Raw genomic sequence first — 19,397 nt, forward strand, 5'->3', positions numbered from 1 at the left:
CGGGCGGGGTTACCCGTAGGCTGGAGTTCGTGCCGATCACGCCGAATTCACCCACCCCGTCGGCTTCGCCTTCTTCCATCCCCCTGGCTCTCGCGAAGTTGGCAGGCAGCTGCGCGTTGGCCGCAGTGCTGGTCGCCGGGTTGTTGTTCCCTCTCGCAGGCGGTTTCGGGTTCGTCTCCAACCGCGCCGCCGACGCCGTGGACAACGTGTCCGCCGAACTGGTGGAGGGCACCGTGCCCGCCGTCTCGACGATGGTGGACACGACCGGAGCGCCGATCGCCTGGCTCTACGAGCAGCGCAGATTCGAAGTCCCCAGCGACAAGATCTCCAACGACATGAAGTTGGCGATCGTCTCCATCGAAGATCGGCGCTTCGCCGACCACGACGGCGTGGACTGGCAGGGCACGCTGCGCGCGTTCCTGACCAACACCAGCAGCGGCGAGGTACAGCAGGGCGCGTCCACCCTGGACCAGCAGTATGTGAAGAACTTCCAGTTGCTCGTCGTGGCCAAGACCGACGCCGAACGCCGCGCCGCCATCGAGACCACCCCGGCCCGCAAGATCCGGGAGATCCGGATGGCGCTGACGCTGGACCGCGAGCTCACCAAGGACGAGATCCTCACCCGGTATCTGAATCTGGTGCCCTTCGGCAACTCCTCCTACGGCATCCAGGACGCCGCCAAGACCTACTTCGGCGTCGACGCCGCGCAGCTCAACGTGGCGCAGTCCGCGATGCTGGCCGGCATGGTGCAGTCCAGCTCCAAGCTGAACCCCTACACCAACAAAGAGGGCGTGCTGGCCCGCCGGAACACCGTGCTGGACACCATGATCCAGAACATCCCGAGCCGGGCCGACGAGTTCCGCAAGGCCAAGCTGGAACCGCTCGGCGTGCTGCCCGAGCCCAAGGGCCTGCCGCGCGGCTGCATCGCCGCCAACGATCGCGGGTTCTTCTGTGACTACGCGGTGCAGTACCTGGCCAACGCCGGGATCAGCCGGGACCAGATCGACAAGGGCGGCTACCTGATCAAGACCACCCTGGATCCGGCCGTGCAAGATTCGGTGAAGCGGGCGATCAACGAGACCGCCAACCCGAACCTCGACGACATCGCGCAGGTGATGTCGGTGATCGCGCCGGGCCAGGATTCGCATCCGGTGGTCGCGATGGCCTCCAGCCGCACCTACGGCCTCAACCGCGACGCCAACGAAACCATGCAGCCACAGCCGTTCTCGATGGTCGGTGACGGCGCGGGCTCGGTGTTCAAGCTCTTCACCACCGCGGCGGCGATGGAGAAGGGCATGGGCATCAACGCCCAGCTCGACGTGCCCGGCCGGTTCGACGCCAAGGGCATGGGTAACGGCGGTGCGCGCGGCTGCCCGCCGGAGACCTACTGCGTGGAGAACGCGGGCAAGTACAAGTCGCCGATGTCGGTGACCGAAGCGCTCGCCACCTCACCGAACACCACGTTCGTCAAGCTGATCCAGGCCGTCGGCGTGACCCCGACTGTCGACATGGCCGTGCGGCTCGGCATGCGCTCCTACACCGAGCCCGGCACCTCCGGCTTCGGCAACCAGAGCCTGGCCGACATGGTGAAGAACCAGAACCTGGGCTCGTTCACCCTGGGCCCGGTCGCGATCAACCCGCTGGAGCTGTCCAATGTGATGGCGACGCTGGCGTCCGGCGGCAAGTGGTGCCCGCCGAACCCGATCCGCGAGGTGGTCGACCGGACCGGCAAGACGGTGCCGCTGACCCAGCAGGCCTGCGAGCAGGTGGTCGAACCCGGTCTGGCCAACACGCTGGCCAACGCGATGGGCAAGGACCACGACCCGGGCGGCACCGCCTCCGCCGCGGCCGGCTCGACCGGCTGGAACGCACCGGTCGCCGCCAAGACGGGCACCACCGAAAGCCACCGCTCCTCGGCCTTCGTCGGCTTCACCAACTCCCTGGCCGGCGCCACCTACATCTACGGCGACAGCCCGACGCCCGGCGAGATCTGCTCGTTCCCGCTGCGCAACTGCGGCAGCGGCAACCTGTTCGGCGGTAACGAACCGGCCCGCACCTGGTTCAACTCGATCAAGGGCGTGCAGGACCGGTTCCCGCCGCCGGGGCTGCCGCCGCTGGACGACAAATACGTGCGCGGCTCGAACAACGCGCAGGTCCCCGATGTGAACGGGCTGTCGCAGGGCGAGGCGACCGCCGCGCTGACCGCCGCCGGATTCCAGGTGACCGTCGTGAACGGCGCCGGGCCGCTGCCCAAGGGCGCGGTGATGAATTCCGCGCCGAACGGGTCGGCGATCCCGGGTTCGGTGGTGACGATCTACATCAGTGACGGGACGCAGCGCGCGCCGACACCGGCGCCGGGACCGGCGCCACCGCCGCCGGCCTTGCCGCCGGGGCTGCCGCTGCCGCCCTGGTGGCCCAGGTAGCCACAGCAGAAAACCGCCGACCCGGAACGTGTCCGGGTCGGCGGTTTTTCGTTGCGGGCGGTGTCAGAGCCGGGCTTTGACGGCCGCCGAGATCCGGGAGCCGTCGGCCTTGCCTTCCGCGAGCGCCGTCGCGATCTTCATGACCTGGCCCATCTGGCGCATGCCCGGGCGCTCCCCGTTCTGCTCCGCGACCTGAGCGATCGCGGTGTCGGCCAGGTCGGCGACCTCGGCCTCGGTGAGCTGCGAGGGCAGGTACTCGTCGATGATCCGGGCCTCGGCGTGCTCGTTGGCGGCCAGTTCACCGCGGCCGTTCTGGGTGTAGATCTCGGCCGACTCGTTGCGCTTCTTCGCTTCTTTCTGCAGCACGACGATGACGTCGGCGTCGGAGAGTTCGCGCGCCTCCGAACCCGCGACCTCGGCGTTCTGGATCGCGGACAGCAGCATGCGCAAAGTGCCCAAGCGCAGCGTGTCCTTGGCTTTCATCGCGGCGGTCATATCCGTCCGCAACCTCGCTTTGAGTTCCGACATGCGCCTCACGGTAGCCGCTGCGCCGCGCGCCGCCCACTACATTTCGACACAACCGCGGGGAACACACCCCTGTGCCTGAACACACTCGGCGGTTCGCAGGTGCCTCACCTATGCTGGGCAAATGCCCGTGATTTCGACCTCCGCTGTCCGCCGAACCGCGCTGGGAGCCGCCGGGGCCGCGGTAGCTGGAATCGGTTACGCCTCGCTGATCGAGCGAAACGCGTTCGTGCTGCGTGAGGCCACCATGCCGGTGCTGCCGCCGGGATCGTCGAGCCTGCGGGTGCTGCACCTCAGCGACCTGCACATGATGCCCGGTCAGAAGCTCAAGCAGCAGTGGCTGCGGGAGCTGGACCGGCTGGAACCGGATCTGGTCGTCAACACCGGCGACAACCTGTCGCACCTGAAGGCGGTGCCCGCGGTGGTGCAGGCCATGGGCGGATTGCTTTCCCGCCCGGGTCTTTTCGTCTTCGGCAGCAACGACTACTTCGCGCCGGTGCCGAAGAACCCGCTCAAGTACTTCAAGAAGGATCATCGCCGGGTCTACGGCGCGCCGCTGCCCTGGCAGGATCTGCGCGCGGCGTTCACCGAACGCGGCTGGCTCGATCTGACGCATGTGCGCCGCGATCTCGAGGTCGCGGGAGTGCGCATCGCCACCGCCGGCGTCGACGACCCGCACCTGCAACGCGATCGCTACGACACCGTCTCCGGGGCGCCGAATCCGCTCGCCGAGTTGCGGATCGGGCTCACGCACTCCCCCGAGCCGCGGGTGCTCGACCGGTTCGCCGAGGACGGGTACGACCTGGTGCTGGCCGGGCACACGCACGGCGGGCAGCTGGTGCTGCCGGGTTACGGCGCGCTGGTTACCAATTGCGGCATCGACAAGTCCCGGGTGAAGGGCCCCTCGAAGTGGGGCGAGCACACCCAGTTGCACGTGTCCGCGGGCGTCGGCACCTCGCCGTGGGCGCCGTACCGGTTCTGCTGCCGGCCGGAGGCCACGCTGCTGACTCTGGTGGCGGCGCCGCCGAAGCGACCGCTCAGCGAATCCGATCGCGGGCTGTCGGCCTCCGAGGCTGTCGCACGCTGAGTTAGCCGTACCGGCCGCAGCTTGCTAGGGTCCCCTGCCGAGACGAGAAGTCAACGCAGGGGACAACTTTGAGCGGCAGAGGATTCGACGACCCGCGCCACGAAGGCGTGGGCGGCACCGGGGTGGGGTATCCCCAGCAGCCAGTATTCGAGTATTCGGGCGCCGCGGAGCAGTCCGGGCAGTGGCCGCAGCCCGGCCCGGACATGCAGTGGCAGACCACCTTTCAGCATTTCGATCCGCAGCCGGGCAACTGGGGATCGCCGGTCCGGCCCGGTCCGGTGATGCACGGCACACCCGCGCCGAAACCAGGCGGCGGCAAAGCCTGGATCGGGATCGCGGTGGCGGCACTGGTTCTCGTCGGCGGCGCCCTGGCGGTGGTCACGCACGGCGAATCCGAGGATCCGGGTATCGGGGACGCGCCGGGCATGGTGAGCGCGCTCTCCACGAAACCCGGTCCGGCCGCGAAATCGAAGGCCGCGGCGCCGACGGCGGAGCCGAACAACCAGAAGCCGCTGGTGCCCGGCTATCAGGTGGTGCTCGCCCCGGACAGCGGCGCGGCCTACGACGTGCCCGCCGATTGGACCGTGGCGGCGCCGGATGTCACCGGCAAGTTCGGGGCACCGCCGAACACGGTGATGGGCAAGGGGATGGCGTCGGAGGGTAAGGATTACTGCCCCGGCTCGACCCGCACCATCGCGTTGCTCACCGGATCCGATGCCGCCGATACCACCAGCGCGGCACTCGAACTCGGCGCGAAAGCCGCCCAAGCCTATTCCGGCGGCGCGAATCCCGGCGCGCCGCAACCGCTGGCCTCCTATGACGGCAGCCAGAACGGCGTCTTCGTGGAGACCCGGGGGCGCATCAACAACCCGAACCCCGGCTGCGCCGCCGAATACTCCGTCTACACCTTCGCCACCCCCGCCGAGCAGGGCAGTTTCGTCATGGTGATCGCCGCCGACATCGGCGTCCCCAAGGCCGTCGACCCCGACACCGCCAAGCGAATCTTCGCCAGCGTCCGCCCGCACAACACCTGACCAAGCGCCCAGACTAGCGCCCTGACCAGCGGATTTAACTCCTACCGCCGCCCTGTTGTAAGCTACTCCAGGTTCGCTTCACGGGGTGTGGCGCAGCTTGGTAGCGCGCTTCGTTCGGGACGAAGAGGTCGCAGGTTCAAATCCTGTCACCCCGACGTGTTGGTTGAGACACAAGAAAGGCCCTGACCAGCAGGAATGGTCAGGGCCTTTCTGCTCTCCCATGTCCGGATGTCGGCTCGGTGAGCCCCGGAGGCAGCGAAAAGGCAGCATCAGCCTGAAATCAGCTCACCAGCACGCCGTCCGAGTCGTCGTCGTCCTCGTCGCCGAGTGAGCCACGGACAGTGTCGTGATCATCGGTCCGGTGCACATACAGCTGCATGGTGGTGGTGACGTTCTCGTGTCCCATGATCTTCGCGAGCCGATGCGGCGGGATGCCATCATCGGCGAGCCAGGTTCCGTAGCTGTGCCGGAGATCATGGAAAGTCAGACCGCCGTGCTCGTACCGGGCGACATGCTTCACCGCCTGGTCGTACTTGGCGAAGACTTCCGAAAAGACATCTCCGTCTTCGTCCATCCAGTTCGCTTCGAACCCACCGTGGTCAGGCTCTTCCCAGACCTCACCGAGGAGACCGGCCCGAACGAGCGAGGGACGCCAGACCCGGGACCTGAACAAGGTTCTGCGCAGGGCACCGCCCGCCTCGTTGGTGAAGATCAGCCCGTTGTGCCCGGTCCCGTGCTCGCGAATGTGGTCATCCAGTTGTGCGCCAAGCCATTTCGGGATCGGGATTTCGCGGCGCCCTGCTTGCGTCTTGGGGAACGGCTTGAACTCGCAGTGGCCGGCCACCTCGGTCACCGTTCGGATCACTCGTACGATTCCGCGGTCGAGGTCGACAGCGTCCCGGCACAACCCAATGGCCTCACCCCAGCGCATTCCCGTGAAGGCCGCCGTGGCAACGAGGGTTCGGTGGTGCTCCGGGCGGATTGCCGGAAGAAGTTGTTGCCGAACTTCTTCGCGGGTGAAGACCTGTTCGTCGGTATCGCGGATTCGGCGCTTCGGGATTCGGACGCCGATAGTGGGGTCGGCTCCGATGATGCGGTTCTTCACCGCCGAACGCATCACGCCGGACATCATGCGCTTGCATTCGACGACGGTCGCCCGGGACCGGCGGTCGCACAGCTCGGTAATCCACTTCTGCACCGACAAGTGGTCGATCTTGCCGAGCTGCCAGCCCTTCCACTGCGGAAGCACATGCGTCTTCATGATGGATTCGTCCCGCGCTTCGGTGGTGCGGTCAACGTTCCACGTCTTCATCCACTGCTCTGCGTGGTCGCCGAACAGCATGCGCCCGGCATGTGGCGAGACGTAGATTCCGGTGGACTTGGACACCTCCACCTGCGCTAGGAAGGTCTTGGCCTCCTTCTTCGTGGCGAAGGTCTTGGAGCGCTGGGAACCGGACGGCTCGCGCCAAAACGCCTTCCACTTGCCCGAGTCGAGCTGATCGATGAAACCCATTGCGCTACACCGCTTCCTTCATGTTGTCGGGAGCTTCCAGCCATTCGTGGAAGGTCTTGCGAGAGATCACCCAGCGGCGGCCAATCCGCTTTGCCGGGATCACTCCGTCCTGAACCGCCTGGTAGGCGTTGCCTCGGGATAGGTGCAGCAGGGCTGCTACTTCGTCGACTGTGTATGTGGCCTGTTCGGCCCGCCGCAGTCGATCACCATTGATCAGTTGCATCAGCTCGTCCTTTCTCACGCTGCCGTTTGAATTGCCGAAGTTTCTTGCTGGCCTGGTGGTTCTGCTGCCATGCGTGCTCGCAGGTACTCCGCGCGCCAGGTGGTCCGTTTGGCGATCGCGCCCATGATCAGGTGCTCGCGCAGGGGCCGGGACTTGTCGCCTGGTTCGACCGGTGTCACTCGCAGGTGCGAGGTGTCGGGCTTTTCGATACCGGCGTCGGCGAGCAGTTGCCGAACAAACTCGGCGCGGTCAGCCTTGTGATCGACGAGGGTTTTGCCGGACCATTTGCGCGAGACCAGGACTCGGCGGCCGGGCAGGCCGAGGGTGTCTCGGCGGTGTGCTTTGCCCTTGCAGCGGCCGGGGATGGTTTTGTCGCTGGCGCCCTGGGGGACGATGCCGTATTCCAGCCACACCGCGCAGCGGGGCGAGCAGGGGACGTTCTGGAGCGCCTTGTGGAGGCGGTCGTGGTGGTCGGCGGCGCGGTCGGATTGGGGTTCGACGACTTCGGCGATGGACTTGGTGAGGTACTTGGTGATGTAGCCGATGGTTCGGCCGGCCTTCTGGGTTCCGCCGACGACACCGAGGATCTGCTGACGATCCATGCGCGCACCGAACCGCACCACATGCGCCGGTTCCAGATCATCGACCGTGTCCAGGACATCGAGCGCGTCATCCCAATAGGTCAGCGACTCTTTGGTTTCCGGATCGATGAACGTGCCCAGGTGGTCGTCCCAGACCGGCTGATGCTCACCGCCGTAGACGCGGTCCTCAGGGTCGAAGTTGGGCCACCACACCTGGTGGTAGGTCGCCGCGGTGACCTGCTTGAGGATTTCGCGCGACACCGCGCCACGCAGGAGGATGTGCAGGTGCGGGGCTCCGCGTTTCTGCGGTTCCACAGTGGCGAAGTACTGCACGTCCCAGCCGACCGCGCGGCGCAGGTTCTGAATCCAGCGGTCGACGAGCTTGGAGAAGAACACGATGTCGCGGGCAGCGCGGCGGTAGTCGTAGAAGCCGGGATCGACCGGAGAGCCGTCCGAGCACACCTTGCCGTCGCTGTCGGTGGCGCCGTCGCCGTTGATGTAGCCGTAGCTGGGCATGGTGAGCGTGACGAACATCGAGGGCCGGTACAACTCGGCGAACTGCTTGCCGATCGTGGTTTTCGCGACCGGTAGCCGCGGGAGGTCCGGGACGTCCTGGCGGCGGCGGGTGGAGCGTCGACGCCGATCCTTCCCGGTAGCGTCCAAGGCCGGGAGGCGACCACGCAGCCCGGTTTCCCGAAGCTCGGCATCGAGTTCGCGCACCAACTCCTGAATGCCCTCGGCCAGCTCCTCATCGGCGTCGGTGACCGCCTGGTGGTACTGGTCGGCGAGATCGGACCGGGCGGTGACCAGTTCCTTTTGCAAACTGGTCGGGTCGGCGTGTGGGGCGATGGGTTCGGTGTCGGCGTGCCAGCCTTCGCGGCATTGAGCGATCCGCAGCAGTCGGTTGGCTTTGGCGCAGGCCGGGCACACCGATTCCATCGTCGACTTGCACGGCGCGCCCTCGTAGGTGACCTTGCCGGTGATCGGGTCTTCGATGCGCATCGGGATCGGCCGGCGGCAGACCTCGAAGTTGTCGGCGGCGGTTTGGGCGATCTCGTGCAGGTCCGGCATCGCGCGGCGAGCAGTTGCGGTCTCACGCACCGCGGGGACCGTGGCATCGGCGTCGAGGTCGATGGCGTTGTCGTTCATCAGGCAGCGTCCTTTCCTCGTAGGCCCAGATGTGGGGGAACCGCGACCGGTACCGCGAGAGAATCTCCATGGCGGAACGCGAGTTCCATGACCCCGGGGCCGACGATGCTCGAGCGGCATTCCAGCGCGCCGAACGCGTGAGCCAGCTTGGTGAGGCGGTTGTCGTAGTCGTCGGGACATTGGCCGTCGAGCATCTTCACCGCCAGGCGGTCGATGGTCTCGCCGATCTGGGTGTCCTTGATCCGCGGTACGAGGATCGTGTCGTTGCTGCCGGGCATGGTCAGGTTGCAGGCGGTCAGCAGCGTGTCCCAGCGGCGGGTGTAGCGCCACCAGCGCAGTGCACGGAACCGGATGCGTCCGGTGAGCCACCGCTCGAAGGTCTGCGGACTCCACAGGCGCCACAGCACCATCCCCGCGATGGACACCCCGACCACCACGAACACCCACACCTCACCGTGGAACCAACCCGCCGCAACCGCACCAGCGACCGGCAGCGAAATCATGGGGAACAACACCGCCCACCACACCAGCAAGCCCACGCCTTTGCCGAGCTGCCAGAGCAGTTCCAGCAGCATTTCGGAAACGAAATCGAAGAGCTGGTCAACCGGATTTGTTTGCCGGGCAGTGTTTTTCGTGGCCATCACTGGGCCTCCTTGTCGAACAGGTCGAATCCGAGCTGGGTGGGGACGGTTTCTTCATTGCTCCACTTGCGCCACATCTCGCGCTCTGAATGCCGGTACACCACAGTGGTTTTCACGCCCTTGGTGATGGTGATGCTGGTGGCGTGGAGGTTGGCGTCGGTGACGTTGCGGGCCTTGGGCAGGGGGCGTACCGACCGTCCGATCAGCACGCCCCACAGCACCGGCTTACCGACGGTCATGCCGCCCAGTCCCACTCGTCGAACTCCTCGTCGTCGAGGCCGGCCGAATCCCAGCCGGGCAGATCCCCGGTATCGGCCAGCAGATGCAGCGCGACCGAGAGCGGGTCGAAGCCGCGGCGTTCGTAGCGGCAGCGACCGACCGAGCGCAGATGTACGACGGCGTCGATGTCCTCGCGGTCGACCGGGCGGGACGAAGTGCGGGAGGTGCGGATGGTCATGGCTGGGCCTCTCGTTCGGGAGTGCCGCACCGGTCACAGGTGCGGATGCGGGTGGTGAGGGTGCCTAGCGGTGTCTCGGTGGACTGCCAGGACTTCGGGAAGGTGTGGCCGTGCTCGAGGCAGTAGGCCGAGGCGAGGCAGCCGTCGCAGCGAATCAGGTCACCGTCGTAGAGCCAGCCGACACCGGCGGAGCGGGTGGCCAGGTATTCGATGGCTTGGGAGACCGAGGCGAAGCAGATGCCTTCGTTCTCGTTCTCGGAGAACAGGTCTCCGCAGGTGTCGCAGTAGATGACCACGTGGCGTTCGGTGACGATTCCGCGTTTCATGCCGCCACCGGCCCATCACCCAGGTCATCGGGATCGAAACCGGAGTAGTCGGCCTGTGGAGCCAAATCCACTGTCGCGGAAGGTGAGTAGGTTTCGACCAGCCAGTCGATATCGGTGTCGGCGACCCAGAAGGCCCGGACCCGCACGAAACCTGTGGCGCCGTCCTCGCCGACATAGCCGACACCGGGAGTGTGTTCGGAGATCTCGTGGCAGCGCGCACCACGATCCTTGGCACCCTGACCATGCACCATCGTGTTTTGGGTGGGTTCGTCCAGCCGCAACCCGATCCGGACCGGGAACAACTGCCGGTTGGGCATCGTCTCCTTGGACGGATCCTGCAAGGCGGCGATGACCGTGATCGCAGCGGCGCGGCCCTTGGACAGCAGCTTGCCGGAGGCTTGGCGGAACCGCTCCTGTTCGTCACGGGTCGCATACGACGACAGCGAGGCCGCCTCGTCGATGATGATCAGGATCACCGGTTCGTCCAGAGTCGGAACCAGCTTGCGGAGGCCGGCCGCACGCATGCGAGCCAAGCGTTCGTCCATCTCTTCGACGGCCTCTTCCAGCATCGCGAGGATGGTGTCGCTGGTCGTGGCGAAGCGGGTGAACAGCTTGCCCTCCCCACGCCCGAATTCCGCGCCGCCCTTGGGATCTGCCAGCCACACATCCACCAGACCGGTTTTGATGACCGGGCCGAGCCGGTAGAGGATCGACCACAGCACCGAGCCCTTACCGGAACCGGTGGCACCAGCGAGCAGGATGTGCGCGTAGAGGATCCGCAGCAGCCACGCCGCACCGTTTTCGGTGATCCCGACCGGGACCGCCTCCAAGTCCACGTCATCGGGGACCACTTCCGGCGGCACTGCCGCAGCGGCGAGGGTGTCATACACCCGCACTTGGAGACGGACCCAGCTGGGCTCAGGTGACTCCGCTGTCACCTTCGGCACCTGGAGATAGGTGGCGAGCTGGGCGAGGGTTTCGTCGTTGGACCAGTCCTTGAGCGACTGGCCACCGAGCATGAGGATGTCGACCTCGAGGCCGTGCTCGGTGTAGGCGATGGAGTCGAGCTTCGGGAAACCCTTCTCCGCTGAGCCGAGCCCGAGGATGTGGAACATCAGGGTGGTTTGGCCGGCGTCAGCGAAGATGAACACCGCCGCACGCAATTCCGGCGGAGCATCGGCGGCGATCCCGGCAGCGGTGACCGGTCGAGGTCCCGCACCGAGATGGCGCAGCCACCAGCCCAAACCGATCCAAGCAACCAGCACAGCGACGATCGAGAACAGCGCCATCACCGATCACCCTCTCCCGCAACCGATTTCGGCTTGTGACCGTTGTTCGAGCACAGCAGCCAGCATTTTTGCTCAGGGGTTTCGGCGCGTGGTGCCTGCTTGTCGTTGCAGAACATCACGCAACCTGCCTGCGGTTTCGGACTCGCCTGACCGCCTTGGCCGTTCTGGCAGAACATCACGCACTCCGAGATCGGAGCCGCGGTAGCCATCGGAGCGACAACGACGGCAGGTTCGCGGTCCGCCGTGAGAATCAGCGTGGCCGGGACCACCCCTACGGCGGCGAAGACCAGCACACCCGCCATAGCCGGGTTGCGGAGAACGACGGCGCGCATCACGCCACCGCCTTGACCAGGTCGACGCTGTAGTCGGCGGTCGCGATGTCGTGGTTGGCCAGCTCGGCAGTGAGTTGAGCGGCCAGAGCACGGGCGTGCCCAATGTCGAGTGCCATCCGCACATCACGGCCGCAGCGGACCAGGATGTAGGCATCCATCCACCCCTGATACTGGTTATTCAGGCCGTAGATGTAGCCGTGCGCGGGCTGGTATTCGGCTGTCGGGTCTACGTCGACCGATACATCAGTCGTCACAAGAGTGTTCATGTCGAGCTCCTTCTAGGAGACCGCGATCGGCAGCGCTTCTTGCACTGGTCGCGGGGGATGAATGGGGCGCACCGGGATCACCGGGCGAGTCGAGGGAACGATTGGAGCCGCGGGCGCACGCACCGGCTCAGGCACACGCACGGGTTCGGGCTCAGGAAGTGGGGCAGGTTCGGGAAGTTGCTCGGGTCGGCCGGCCAACTCGTCGGCCACCGGCACCGCGACCGGCTCTGGCGCCGAAACAGGTTGTGCCGCACGGACGAGCACGGCCAGGCCGTGTGTGTCGACGAGCAGGGAGATCGGGGCGATAGCCGCCACCAGCGCAGCCACCCACCACGGCAGCTCACGACCGGCGGCAACAGCGTGAAGGCTGTTACCGGCGATGGAGACCACCGCCCCGACTCCCAGCACCCACATGAACCAGCGACGCTCCGGGGAAGCCGCCAGCACCAGCACCCCGAGAGTGGCCTGAATGATGGTGCCGTCGATCACGACCGGCAGACACCACGCCCACTGCTCCGGAATGTGCGCCAGCACAGCGAGATCCCGCAACGTGGTGAAGCTGAGCACGAACGCCGCTACGCCGACTACGACGATGGTGAGCACCGCGAAGACCCGTGCGGCGAACATGGCCCTGGTGGCTGCGTTCGTGCCCATGATCAGGCCGCCTTAGCCGGACGCGACGCACCCGGATCGCTCGGCGGCTGCTTGGCACCGGAGTTGTCACCCTTGATGCCGGTCGCGCGGTAGACGTAGTCCAGGTACTTGAACTCGCCCTGACCCGAAACCTTCGGGTGGGCGGTCAAACCCTCCAGCTCGATGAACCAGATCGAGTCCGAGAGCTGCTGGCCAGCGGGGACCGGCTGCTGCCGGGCGACGAAGGTGATCTCGAACGACGCCCGTCGGCCTTTGCCCTGGGGGTCGCTGACGGTCGCGGTCCACAGCGGCAGGCCCGTGCCCTCACCGGTCTTGGGGTCGATGTCGTACTTCTGCTCGGGGGCCGCGTTGCGGTCGGAGTTGTACTTGATCGCTGGCCCGATGGGGCTCATCAACAGCAGCCGCTCCGGGAATGCGGTGTTGAACTCGATCGGAAAGCCGTAGCCCTTGGGGATTGCCATGTCGATGTCTCCTTGTTCGGTGATGACTCCCACACTCGCTGTGCGGAATATCACGAACCTATCAGTTGTTATGAATCATAACAACTGTTATTTCGAGTGAAAGTGCAGCTAACGGAGATCAACAGGCCGGGGACGTGGCATCAACCCTGCTAACTGTTATGCTCCGTTAGCCAACTGTTATCGAAGGAGACCTCGTGTCCGAGTCGCAGCAACCGCGGATGTCGATGCATCGGCGGGTAGCCCAAGGCATCCGGAACGACATCGAGGCCGGTCGCCTGCGTGATGGCGAGCGATTGCCCTCGACGAGGGAACTAGCGGCTCAGTGGGAGGTGAGCGTCTTCACCATCAGCGAGGCCGTAAAGCTGCTGGTCGAAGATGGATTCGTCACTAGCAAGGCGCGCTCGGGACGTGTGGTCACCACGCCCGCCGACGTACGCCAGCGTCTGCTGACAGCCGATCCCGAACGTCCAGCGAGGCCGCAAGTCGTCCTGGTCGGAGGCTGGCCCGGCAGTGGGAAGTCCGAGTTCTCCCGCGTACTTGCCCGCATGACCGGCTGGGCTCTCCTGGATAAGGACACAATCGCCCGACCAATCATCGAGCCCGCGCTTGAGGATCTCGGATCCACGTTCGATGATCGCGAGTCCGACATCTACCTCACCCGGATTCGGCCGCGCGAGTACGAAGCCCTGGATGCAGTCATCCGCGACAACGTCCAGTGCGGCAATTCCTGCATCGGCAGCGCCCCATACCTGCGAGAGTTCAACGATCAGAACTGGCTGGAGAATGTTGAAGCCAGGTTCAACGAGGACCAGGCCGACGTTACGTTCGTCTGGGTCCGCTGCACCTTGGAAACCATGCACATGTACCTGCGACGACGTGGCGCAGCCCGCGATCGCTGGAAGCTCGCGAACTGGGATGAACACTCCCGCCAAATCGATTTGGAATTTCGGCCTCTGCTGCCGCATGTCGTGATCGACAACGACCCAGACAGCAAGCCGCTACACATGCAGGCTCGCCGCCTGGCTGAGAATCTGGCCCGGCAGGCCGCCGTCACTGCGGACCCGAAGTCATGAACCACGGTCTTCTCCTTTATGGTCCGCCGGCCTCGGGCAAGGACACCGTGACGGCGACTCTCACTGCCGCCGACTCACGGTTCCAGCTCTACGAGCGGTTCAAGGCGGGGCCGGGGCGGACTGTGGGCTATCGAATGGTCACCGAAGGCTTCCTCAACGACCTAGCCGCCAGTGGCCAAATCGCTTGGGAGAACTCACGTTACGGAGCTCGATACGTGATCGACCGCCCCACTCTTGTGCTCACGCTCGAAGCTGGATCGATCCCAGTAGTCCATGCCGGACAACCCGAAGTCGTCGATGCCATTCGCGAAGCCGTGCCAGAAGCCAGCTGGACGGTGGTTGAACTGACCTGTTCGCGAGAAACCGCGCAGGCCAGGAGCGCTCAGCGTGCCACCGGTGACACTGCTGCCCGAATGGCCGCGTGGGACGCTACCCCGCGCCTTCGCAATCCCGATCTCGTGGTCAACACCGACCAGGTCCAGCCGACTGGCGCTGCGCAGTTGATCCTCAGGAGACTTGAGTCCAACGACTGAGCCGCGGCCGCTACTGCGGCTCTATGCGGGTCAGTCGACAGGCGGCGAGCCAAGCCTCCTCCTTCTCGGCATCGTCGAAGACGAAGTCGAAATCGCGTGAGTATCCTTTGCTTCCAAGCGTATTCGGCCATTTGTGGTACTTCCGGTACGTCGCACGTGTGGACGTGTCGACGAGCAGGCACCGCTCAGTCACGGCGCGTTCCCCGCGCATCAGATGTGCGAGATTCGGCACGAAAACCGCAGCTGCCTCGACCTTGTACATGGACTTAACCAGGCCCATCAAGGGAGTCGTCGAGGTTCGAGGGATTGCCAACCGCCGCGCAACGTCGAAGCCCCATTCGCGGGCCAGATTCGCCATCTCGCGCTCGTGGCGTTCTTGGTTCTTGCCGGACAAATCCTTCAGCAGGTAGAGCACTGCTCGCTTCTTCATGGGTGTTCGCCCCCTCCGGAAGGTGACATGATTGTCGCTGAATGACAGATCTGTCATCGATGCTACGACCACATGCCAGCCTTTGCGCAGGTTTGAGCAGACGAGAGAGGATGAACCGGTGAGCAGGACAGCCGACGTGATCCGTAGGTCCCGAGAGGAAAAGGGCCTCAGTAAGGAAGAGTTGGGCGCGGCGATCGGAGTCGACAAGAGGACGATTGACCGATACGAAAACGGCAAATCTGAGCCGTCGCTGTCGAACGCCGCTGCATTGGCAGCCGCGCTGGATATTTCCCTGACTGAGTTGGCCGGCGTTGCGACGCAAGGTCTGGATTTGACCGGTCACTGGTGGGCCGCTTGGCAAACCTGGCTGGACGACGTTGAACGGATCGATGTCCACCCGCTCTCTGTCGCACAGGATGGTGCAGTGCTGGCGCTGGATGGGTCACGCGCCCGCAGCGTCCAAGAGGGCAGCTATGAATGGCGCGGCCAGATGCGATTGTGGGACGGCGAATCGTTGATGGGCTGGTACGTCGCAACCGACGGCGCCGTGCGGTCCAAGGGCACCTTGTACTTCGCCTTGCACCCGCATGGTTCGTATATGGTCGGTTCGTGGGTCGGGCTCAGTCAGGCGGGTTTGGTAATCCGCGGGTGGGGTGCGATCGCTCGCGAGCGTGATCAGGTCGAGCAGGTGATAGCGGAACTGGTTGCGACTGATGGAAACTTGCGGGCATGGCCCAAGAGACCGAATTAGTAGACGTGTCCGTCACCGCGTCCGACCCGGTGTGGTTGGCCGAGTTCACGAAGCGATTGGTCGCAGACCGACTGGCGGCGTGCGGAAACATCATCCCCGGCATTCGCTCGATCTACCGCTGGGACGGCCAGATTCACGATGACACCGAGAACCTGGTGGTTCTGCACACTCGGCGGTCGCTCGTGTCGGCGATCATCGAGCGAGCGAACGCCGAGCACGCCGACGAGACGCCACAGGTACTAGCGGTGCCCGTGGTGGATGCGCACGCCGGGTACATGCAGTGGGTGCTGGATTCGACGCGCGAAGACTAGGGCGCGACCCGGACAACTGCACGTTCCAGCCAGGTGTGGACGGTGTGCACAGTTGGTACAATTGAGCGGTCACGCAAGTGATGCTGGGCGATGGGACGCCGTCGTTGACACGACGCCCCATCTGGTGGGTTACTTAGCTCGCAACCAGCGGACCAAGACGAGTGCTCCGGCGATTACGGCAACTCCCGCAAAGATGATGCCGTAGTCGACCGGAGCCTCTTGCTTTTTCCGGCGATGTTTCGCCATTCCCCACCACCTCCTCCCTGGGCGCGATGTCTGGACCAATGTCCACCGCCCCGCGGGAAGAGGTGCCATCACCATACGCCAGCTCACCGACCGAAACCGTTGGAACCCAGCACATTCCGGCCCTTCCAGCGAACACGGAGCGATCTCGCGTTCAGGTTCGGGATTCCTGACGCCGTTGTTGGCCTTCTGCGCAACCACCGGCTAACTCGGTGATTGCCGAATTCCGCCATACAGGATCAAGAGCGGCGCTGCGCGCCGCCAGCGCGGCTACCGCCGCGCCGCGCCGCGCAACCGCCGGCCTCCGCTTCGCTGCGGCAGGCGGCCGCGTCGGCACGTCGGTAACCGCGCTTACGCCCGCAACTTCCACTCCAGGACATGTTTGGTCGCCTCTGCATGAACCGAGAAGTGTGGGAGCTTGGGCAGCCGTACCCGACTTACCTCCCGCAGCTGAGCACGAAGCGGCCAGCACTCTGCCCGGTCGACTGGCCGTGGTTCCGCTTCGGCGACGACCTGTAATGCCGATGACGTCACGGATCGAGACGCCGGGCAGAACGATTGAGCCCCGCCGATCGCCGGGCGGGGCTCAATCGGGTTGTGTAGGTCACGGTTTCGCGTGACCTACTTGTTCTTTGAGGGTGGCGTTATTCCGCTCTGGAACTCGACAACAGTGCGATCGAATACCTATGTGAGGCAACCGCTTCCAGCGCTTAGCCAACCATGGCCGTAGCTCGGCGCGGAAGCGCTGGCCGCTGCGGTCGGAGCTAAGGGTGTGAGAAATGAGGACCATCGGCAAGTGCCACAATGTCCGACTTCCATGTCCGGGTTTCTCCAGTTTCCCCGGCGAGCGGCTCGGCCACGAAGTCCACCTCGGCGTACAGCGGGCACTCGAGAGTGATCTTCCAAGCCGACCACTCCTCAGCGAGGCCTACCCGAGTCTGACCTCCATAGACGGTCATGGTCGCGGTGAGCTTGCTCTTGGGCGGAATATGGACAGGAGGCATGAGCCGCACGTAGACTCTCGTCTTTTCCGTTCCCTCGTCACCGGTACCCAAGGTGAGCGCGATCGGCCCCACCGGTATTGCGACTTCCATTTCACCATCGACACGGAAGCTGATCTGATACTCCCCCAGAGTCGCCTCGACGGCTTGCGTGACGGTCTCGATCCGCTTCCACGCCACCGTCTGTTCCACGCGCTCGTGGAACATCAAGGTCCGGCTACTTGTGGTATCCGAGCGGTTGAAGACGAACTGAGATGCCGTGAGCAGAGGGGCCGGAGTGATCTCGAACTCTGTCTTGAGCTCCATCGCAGTGACCTTTCTGTTTCGAATGCCCTATGTGCGGATCGAATCGGAACCCACACGAAAACGGTTGACAATCAAATGAAACGAGCTATCGGTTCTGTCGCCCAGTGCGTTCGGGCTTGCCAAGGCACCGTTCTTGAGTCCCTCGCAAGCCCGGCTCCGATCCGATGGACAGTCGGCGTCCGCGAACTGTCCTGGGCTGCAAGTCATCTTGACATGATCGCTTCGAAAAGGTGCCCCGAACAACCAGCTTCGGTCGTACGCCCACCCGACGGACTGCGAGGCGCCATGCCCGAGCTCAACGGTGAGCCCCACCGGGGCAGTGGAGACAGGCACTGGCCGGGCGGAAACAGTACAGGCCGCTAACGCACTAACATGCCGCTTATCAGTGGTATCCCCGCCTCCTCATCCGCCGATGATCTGACTTCGCCCCGGGCGAGTAAAAGGGCGCTGCGCGTCACTGCGTGATGCCTACGGCACCCTTGACTAGCCCTCCCTCAGCACAGGACGGCTTAGTATGAGGAAGCGGAGAGAGTAGTCCGCGAACTGGGCACGAGCATCGCGGCGAGGCAGCAGAAAAGCAGCGAGAGCGACAGCACAGCCCGTGACTGGATGATCTTCGACGGCACTTCTGGCCAGCTCAGCGGTACTGCGTAGCCCACGCTGGAACGTGGGAGCAGCGTTCGGGACGAAGAGGTCGCAGGTTCAAATCCTGTCACCCCGACGTGTTGGTTGAGACACATGAAAGGCCCTGACCGTTTTCAACGGTCAGGGCCTTTCTGCTTCCACTCCGAGCTAACGGCACTATCGTTGGGCACGTGGAATCTGCTGTGCCACAGGAGGACAACAAACGGGTCACCTTCCGCGAGCTGGTCGACCGGGTCCGGCACGGGCCAGGCCGGTCCGCCGCCGACGAGCGCCGCAGCGCCTTCGACAACACCGGCGTCCCGCCCGCGCTGCAACCGCTGATCGACAAGGTGGCCACCAAGCCGACGGAGATCACCGACGATGACTTCGCCGCCGCGGCTGCCGCCGGCTTCAGCGAAGATCAGCTTTTCGAGCTGGTGATCGCCGCCGCGGTGGGCCAATCGGCCCGGCAGTACGACGCCGGCCTGGCCGCCTTGGACGAGGCGACCGGCTGATGCGCCCCGACATCCTCAACACCGGCTACCGCCCCGGAACCAAAGCCCTCTTCGCGCTGATCCGCCTGTTCTCCCGGCAGCCGATCCCCGACGCCGCCAAACTCGTCTTCTACCGCCCCGACTTCTACGGTGACCGCGCCAAGAAATTCACCCACGAGGCGATGCGCGGCCCCTCCCCCTGGTCGGTCGCCGACCGCGAACTGATGGCGGCCTACGTCTCGAAGGTCAACAACACCGCCTTCTGCATCGGCGCGCACACCGCGACCGCCGCCCAGGCCTACCAAGACGAGAAGAAGGTCCAAGCCGTCCTCACGGACCTCACCTCGGCCCCTATCGAAGACGGCCTCCGCGCCACCCTGCACCTGCTCGGCAAACTCACCCGCGAAGGCACGACCACCGCGGACGACATGCGAAAAGTCCTCGCCACCGGCGTGACCCGGGCACACATCGAAGACGCCCTGGCTGTCTGCGCCGCCTTCAATATCACCGACCGCCTCGCCGACGCCTTCAGCTTCGAACTCCTCACCCCCAGCGGCTACGCCTCAGGAGCGAAGTTCCTGCTGAAACGGGGCTACCAGTAGACCGCGCCCGAGCGTCCTGACGCCTGAAGGCCAGAGACAGCGATGCCGAGCATGTCTCGAGATCGACG

The 19,397-nt window shown here is 65.0% G+C and carries 24 protein-coding genes and 1 tRNA gene; 10 read left to right on the forward strand and 15 right to left on the reverse strand.

The annotated features are described in order from the left end of the window. Window positions 1-77 precede the first annotated feature (77 nt). The gene (locus tag AB0M14_RS04340; RefSeq protein ID WP_364991300.1) at window positions 78-2,423 is read left to right on the forward strand and encodes a transglycosylase domain-containing protein; all 2,346 of its coding nucleotides are present in this window, start codon (window positions 78-80) and stop codon (window positions 2,421-2,423) included. Window positions 2,424-2,486: 63 nt separating this feature from the next. On the opposite strand, the gene AB0M14_RS04345 is transcribed toward AB0M14_RS04340, so the two are convergent. Beyond that, window positions 2,487-2,951, reverse strand: coding sequence for a GatB/YqeY domain-containing protein (locus tag AB0M14_RS04345; protein WP_364988644.1), 465 nt, complete (start codon window positions 2,949-2,951; stop codon window positions 2,487-2,489). A 121-nt stretch (window positions 2,952-3,072) separates the two neighbouring features. Here AB0M14_RS04345 and AB0M14_RS04350 point away from each other — a divergent pair, with 121 nt between their 5' ends. From AB0M14_RS04350 to AB0M14_RS04360, 3 genes are all read left to right on the forward strand, one after another. After that, entirely contained in the window at window positions 3,073-4,035 is a 963-nt protein-coding gene (locus AB0M14_RS04350; RefSeq protein ID WP_364988646.1) for a metallophosphoesterase, read from the forward strand. 68 nt (window positions 4,036-4,103) lie between these two features. Then, window positions 4,104-5,069 carry a hypothetical protein gene (locus AB0M14_RS04355; RefSeq protein ID WP_364988648.1) on the forward strand — a complete coding sequence of 322 codons (966 nt, stop codon included), beginning with the start codon at window positions 4,104-4,106 and terminating at the stop codon, window positions 5,067-5,069. Between the two features lie 81 nt (window positions 5,070-5,150). Further along, window positions 5,151-5,224: transfer RNA gene (locus AB0M14_RS04360), tRNA-Pro, on the forward strand. A 125-nt stretch (window positions 5,225-5,349) separates the two neighbouring features. On the opposite strand, the gene AB0M14_RS04365 is transcribed toward AB0M14_RS04360, so the two are convergent. The 12 genes from AB0M14_RS04365 to AB0M14_RS04420 are packed head-to-tail and all read right to left on the reverse strand — an operon-like array spanning window position 5,350 to window position 12,961. Then, window positions 5,350-6,582 (reverse strand): tyrosine-type recombinase/integrase, encoded by a 1,233-nt coding sequence (locus tag AB0M14_RS04365; RefSeq protein ID WP_364988651.1) that lies wholly within the window; start codon window positions 6,580-6,582, stop codon window positions 5,350-5,352. A 4-nt stretch (window positions 6,583-6,586) separates the two neighbouring features. Next, on the reverse strand, window positions 6,587-6,805 hold the full coding sequence (locus tag AB0M14_RS04370) for a helix-turn-helix domain-containing protein (protein WP_364988653.1): 219 nt from the start codon (window positions 6,803-6,805) through the stop codon (window positions 6,587-6,589). A 14-nt stretch (window positions 6,806-6,819) separates the two neighbouring features. After that, entirely contained in the window at window positions 6,820-8,535 is a 1,716-nt protein-coding gene (locus AB0M14_RS04375) for a replication initiator (RefSeq protein WP_364988656.1), read from the reverse strand. Continuing rightward, window positions 8,535-9,176: a hypothetical protein gene (locus tag AB0M14_RS04380; protein WP_364988658.1), complete on the reverse strand. Its 642-nt coding sequence runs from the start codon at window positions 9,174-9,176 to the stop codon at window positions 8,535-8,537. Before AB0M14_RS04380 ends, AB0M14_RS04375 begins: the two co-directional genes overlap by 1 nt. Then, on the reverse strand, window positions 9,176-9,415 hold the full coding sequence (locus AB0M14_RS04385; RefSeq protein WP_364988660.1) for a hypothetical protein: 240 nt from the start codon (window positions 9,413-9,415) through the stop codon (window positions 9,176-9,178). The genes AB0M14_RS04380 and AB0M14_RS04385 overlap by 1 nt, the downstream gene beginning before the upstream one ends. Continuing rightward, complete coding sequence (locus AB0M14_RS04390) at window positions 9,412-9,633, reverse strand: hypothetical protein (RefSeq protein ID WP_364988662.1); 222 nt, start codon at window positions 9,631-9,633, stop codon at window positions 9,412-9,414. The genes AB0M14_RS04385 and AB0M14_RS04390 overlap by 4 nt, the downstream gene beginning before the upstream one ends. Further along, window positions 9,630-9,959 carry a hypothetical protein gene (locus tag AB0M14_RS04395; protein WP_364988664.1) on the reverse strand — a complete coding sequence of 110 codons (330 nt, stop codon included), beginning with the start codon at window positions 9,957-9,959 and terminating at the stop codon, window positions 9,630-9,632. The genes AB0M14_RS04390 and AB0M14_RS04395 overlap by 4 nt, the downstream gene beginning before the upstream one ends. Continuing rightward, window positions 9,956-11,248, reverse strand: a complete 1,293-nt coding sequence (locus AB0M14_RS04400; protein WP_364988666.1) for an FtsK/SpoIIIE domain-containing protein — start codon at window positions 11,246-11,248, stop codon at window positions 9,956-9,958. Before AB0M14_RS04400 ends, AB0M14_RS04395 begins: the two co-directional genes overlap by 4 nt. Then, on the reverse strand, window positions 11,248-11,541 hold the full coding sequence (locus tag AB0M14_RS04405; RefSeq protein WP_364988669.1) for a hypothetical protein: 294 nt from the start codon (window positions 11,539-11,541) through the stop codon (window positions 11,248-11,250). Before AB0M14_RS04405 ends, AB0M14_RS04400 begins: the two co-directional genes overlap by 1 nt. 38 nt (window positions 11,542-11,579) lie before the next feature. Continuing rightward, window positions 11,580-11,846: a hypothetical protein gene (locus AB0M14_RS04410; RefSeq protein ID WP_364988671.1), complete on the reverse strand. Its 267-nt coding sequence runs from the start codon at window positions 11,844-11,846 to the stop codon at window positions 11,580-11,582. A gap of 12 nt (window positions 11,847-11,858) precedes the next feature. Then, window positions 11,859-12,500 (reverse strand): DUF2637 domain-containing protein, encoded by a 642-nt coding sequence (locus AB0M14_RS04415; RefSeq protein ID WP_364988673.1) that lies wholly within the window; start codon window positions 12,498-12,500, stop codon window positions 11,859-11,861. A 2-nt stretch (window positions 12,501-12,502) separates the two neighbouring features. Then, the gene (locus tag AB0M14_RS04420; RefSeq protein WP_364988675.1) at window positions 12,503-12,961 is read right to left on the reverse strand and encodes a hypothetical protein; all 459 of its coding nucleotides are present in this window, start codon (window positions 12,959-12,961) and stop codon (window positions 12,503-12,505) included. Between the two features lie 194 nt (window positions 12,962-13,155). Here AB0M14_RS04420 and AB0M14_RS04425 point away from each other — a divergent pair, with 194 nt between their 5' ends. Both AB0M14_RS04425 and AB0M14_RS04430 read left to right on the forward strand, forming a co-directional pair. Continuing rightward, a complete protein-coding gene (locus AB0M14_RS04425; RefSeq protein WP_364988677.1) occupies window positions 13,156-14,034 on the forward strand; it encodes a GntR family transcriptional regulator in 879 nt (292 codons plus the stop codon). Then, complete coding sequence (locus tag AB0M14_RS04430) at window positions 14,031-14,567, forward strand: kinase (RefSeq protein WP_364988680.1); 537 nt, start codon at window positions 14,031-14,033, stop codon at window positions 14,565-14,567. Before AB0M14_RS04425 ends, AB0M14_RS04430 begins: the two co-directional genes overlap by 4 nt. A 10-nt stretch (window positions 14,568-14,577) precedes the next feature. On the opposite strand, the gene AB0M14_RS04435 is transcribed toward AB0M14_RS04430, so the two are convergent. Continuing rightward, complete coding sequence (locus AB0M14_RS04435; RefSeq protein ID WP_364988682.1) at window positions 14,578-14,997, reverse strand: hypothetical protein; 420 nt, start codon at window positions 14,995-14,997, stop codon at window positions 14,578-14,580. A 118-nt stretch (window positions 14,998-15,115) separates the two neighbouring features. On the opposite strand from AB0M14_RS04435, the gene AB0M14_RS04440 reads away from it, so the two are divergent. Both AB0M14_RS04440 and cutA read left to right on the forward strand, forming a co-directional pair. Beyond that, window positions 15,116-15,748, forward strand: coding sequence for a helix-turn-helix transcriptional regulator (locus AB0M14_RS04440; RefSeq protein WP_364988684.1), 633 nt, complete (start codon window positions 15,116-15,118; stop codon window positions 15,746-15,748). Further along, a complete protein-coding gene (gene cutA / locus AB0M14_RS04445; RefSeq protein WP_364988686.1) occupies window positions 15,727-16,059 on the forward strand; it encodes a divalent-cation tolerance protein CutA in 333 nt (110 codons plus the stop codon). Before AB0M14_RS04440 ends, cutA begins: the two co-directional genes overlap by 22 nt. A gap of 1,007 nt (window positions 16,060-17,066) precedes the next feature. On the opposite strand, the gene AB0M14_RS04450 is transcribed toward cutA, so the two are convergent. Beyond that, window positions 17,067-17,609 carry a hypothetical protein gene (locus AB0M14_RS04450; RefSeq protein ID WP_364988688.1) on the reverse strand — a complete coding sequence of 181 codons (543 nt, stop codon included), beginning with the start codon at window positions 17,607-17,609 and terminating at the stop codon, window positions 17,067-17,069. 815 nt (window positions 17,610-18,424) lie between these two features. Between AB0M14_RS04450 and AB0M14_RS04455 the strand changes: the two genes are divergently transcribed. Continuing rightward, the gene (locus AB0M14_RS04455; protein ID WP_364988689.1) at window positions 18,425-18,748 is read left to right on the forward strand and encodes a hypothetical protein; all 324 of its coding nucleotides are present in this window, start codon (window positions 18,425-18,427) and stop codon (window positions 18,746-18,748) included. Then, on the forward strand, window positions 18,748-19,329 hold the full coding sequence (locus AB0M14_RS04460; protein ID WP_364988690.1) for a carboxymuconolactone decarboxylase family protein: 582 nt from the start codon (window positions 18,748-18,750) through the stop codon (window positions 19,327-19,329). The genes AB0M14_RS04455 and AB0M14_RS04460 overlap by 1 nt, the downstream gene beginning before the upstream one ends. Window positions 19,330-19,397 lie beyond the last annotated feature (68 nt).

This window comes from Nocardia sp. NPDC051832 (genome assembly GCF_040681285.1).
In the GTDB taxonomy this organism is placed as follows: domain Bacteria; phylum Actinomycetota; class Actinomycetes; order Mycobacteriales; family Mycobacteriaceae; genus Nocardia.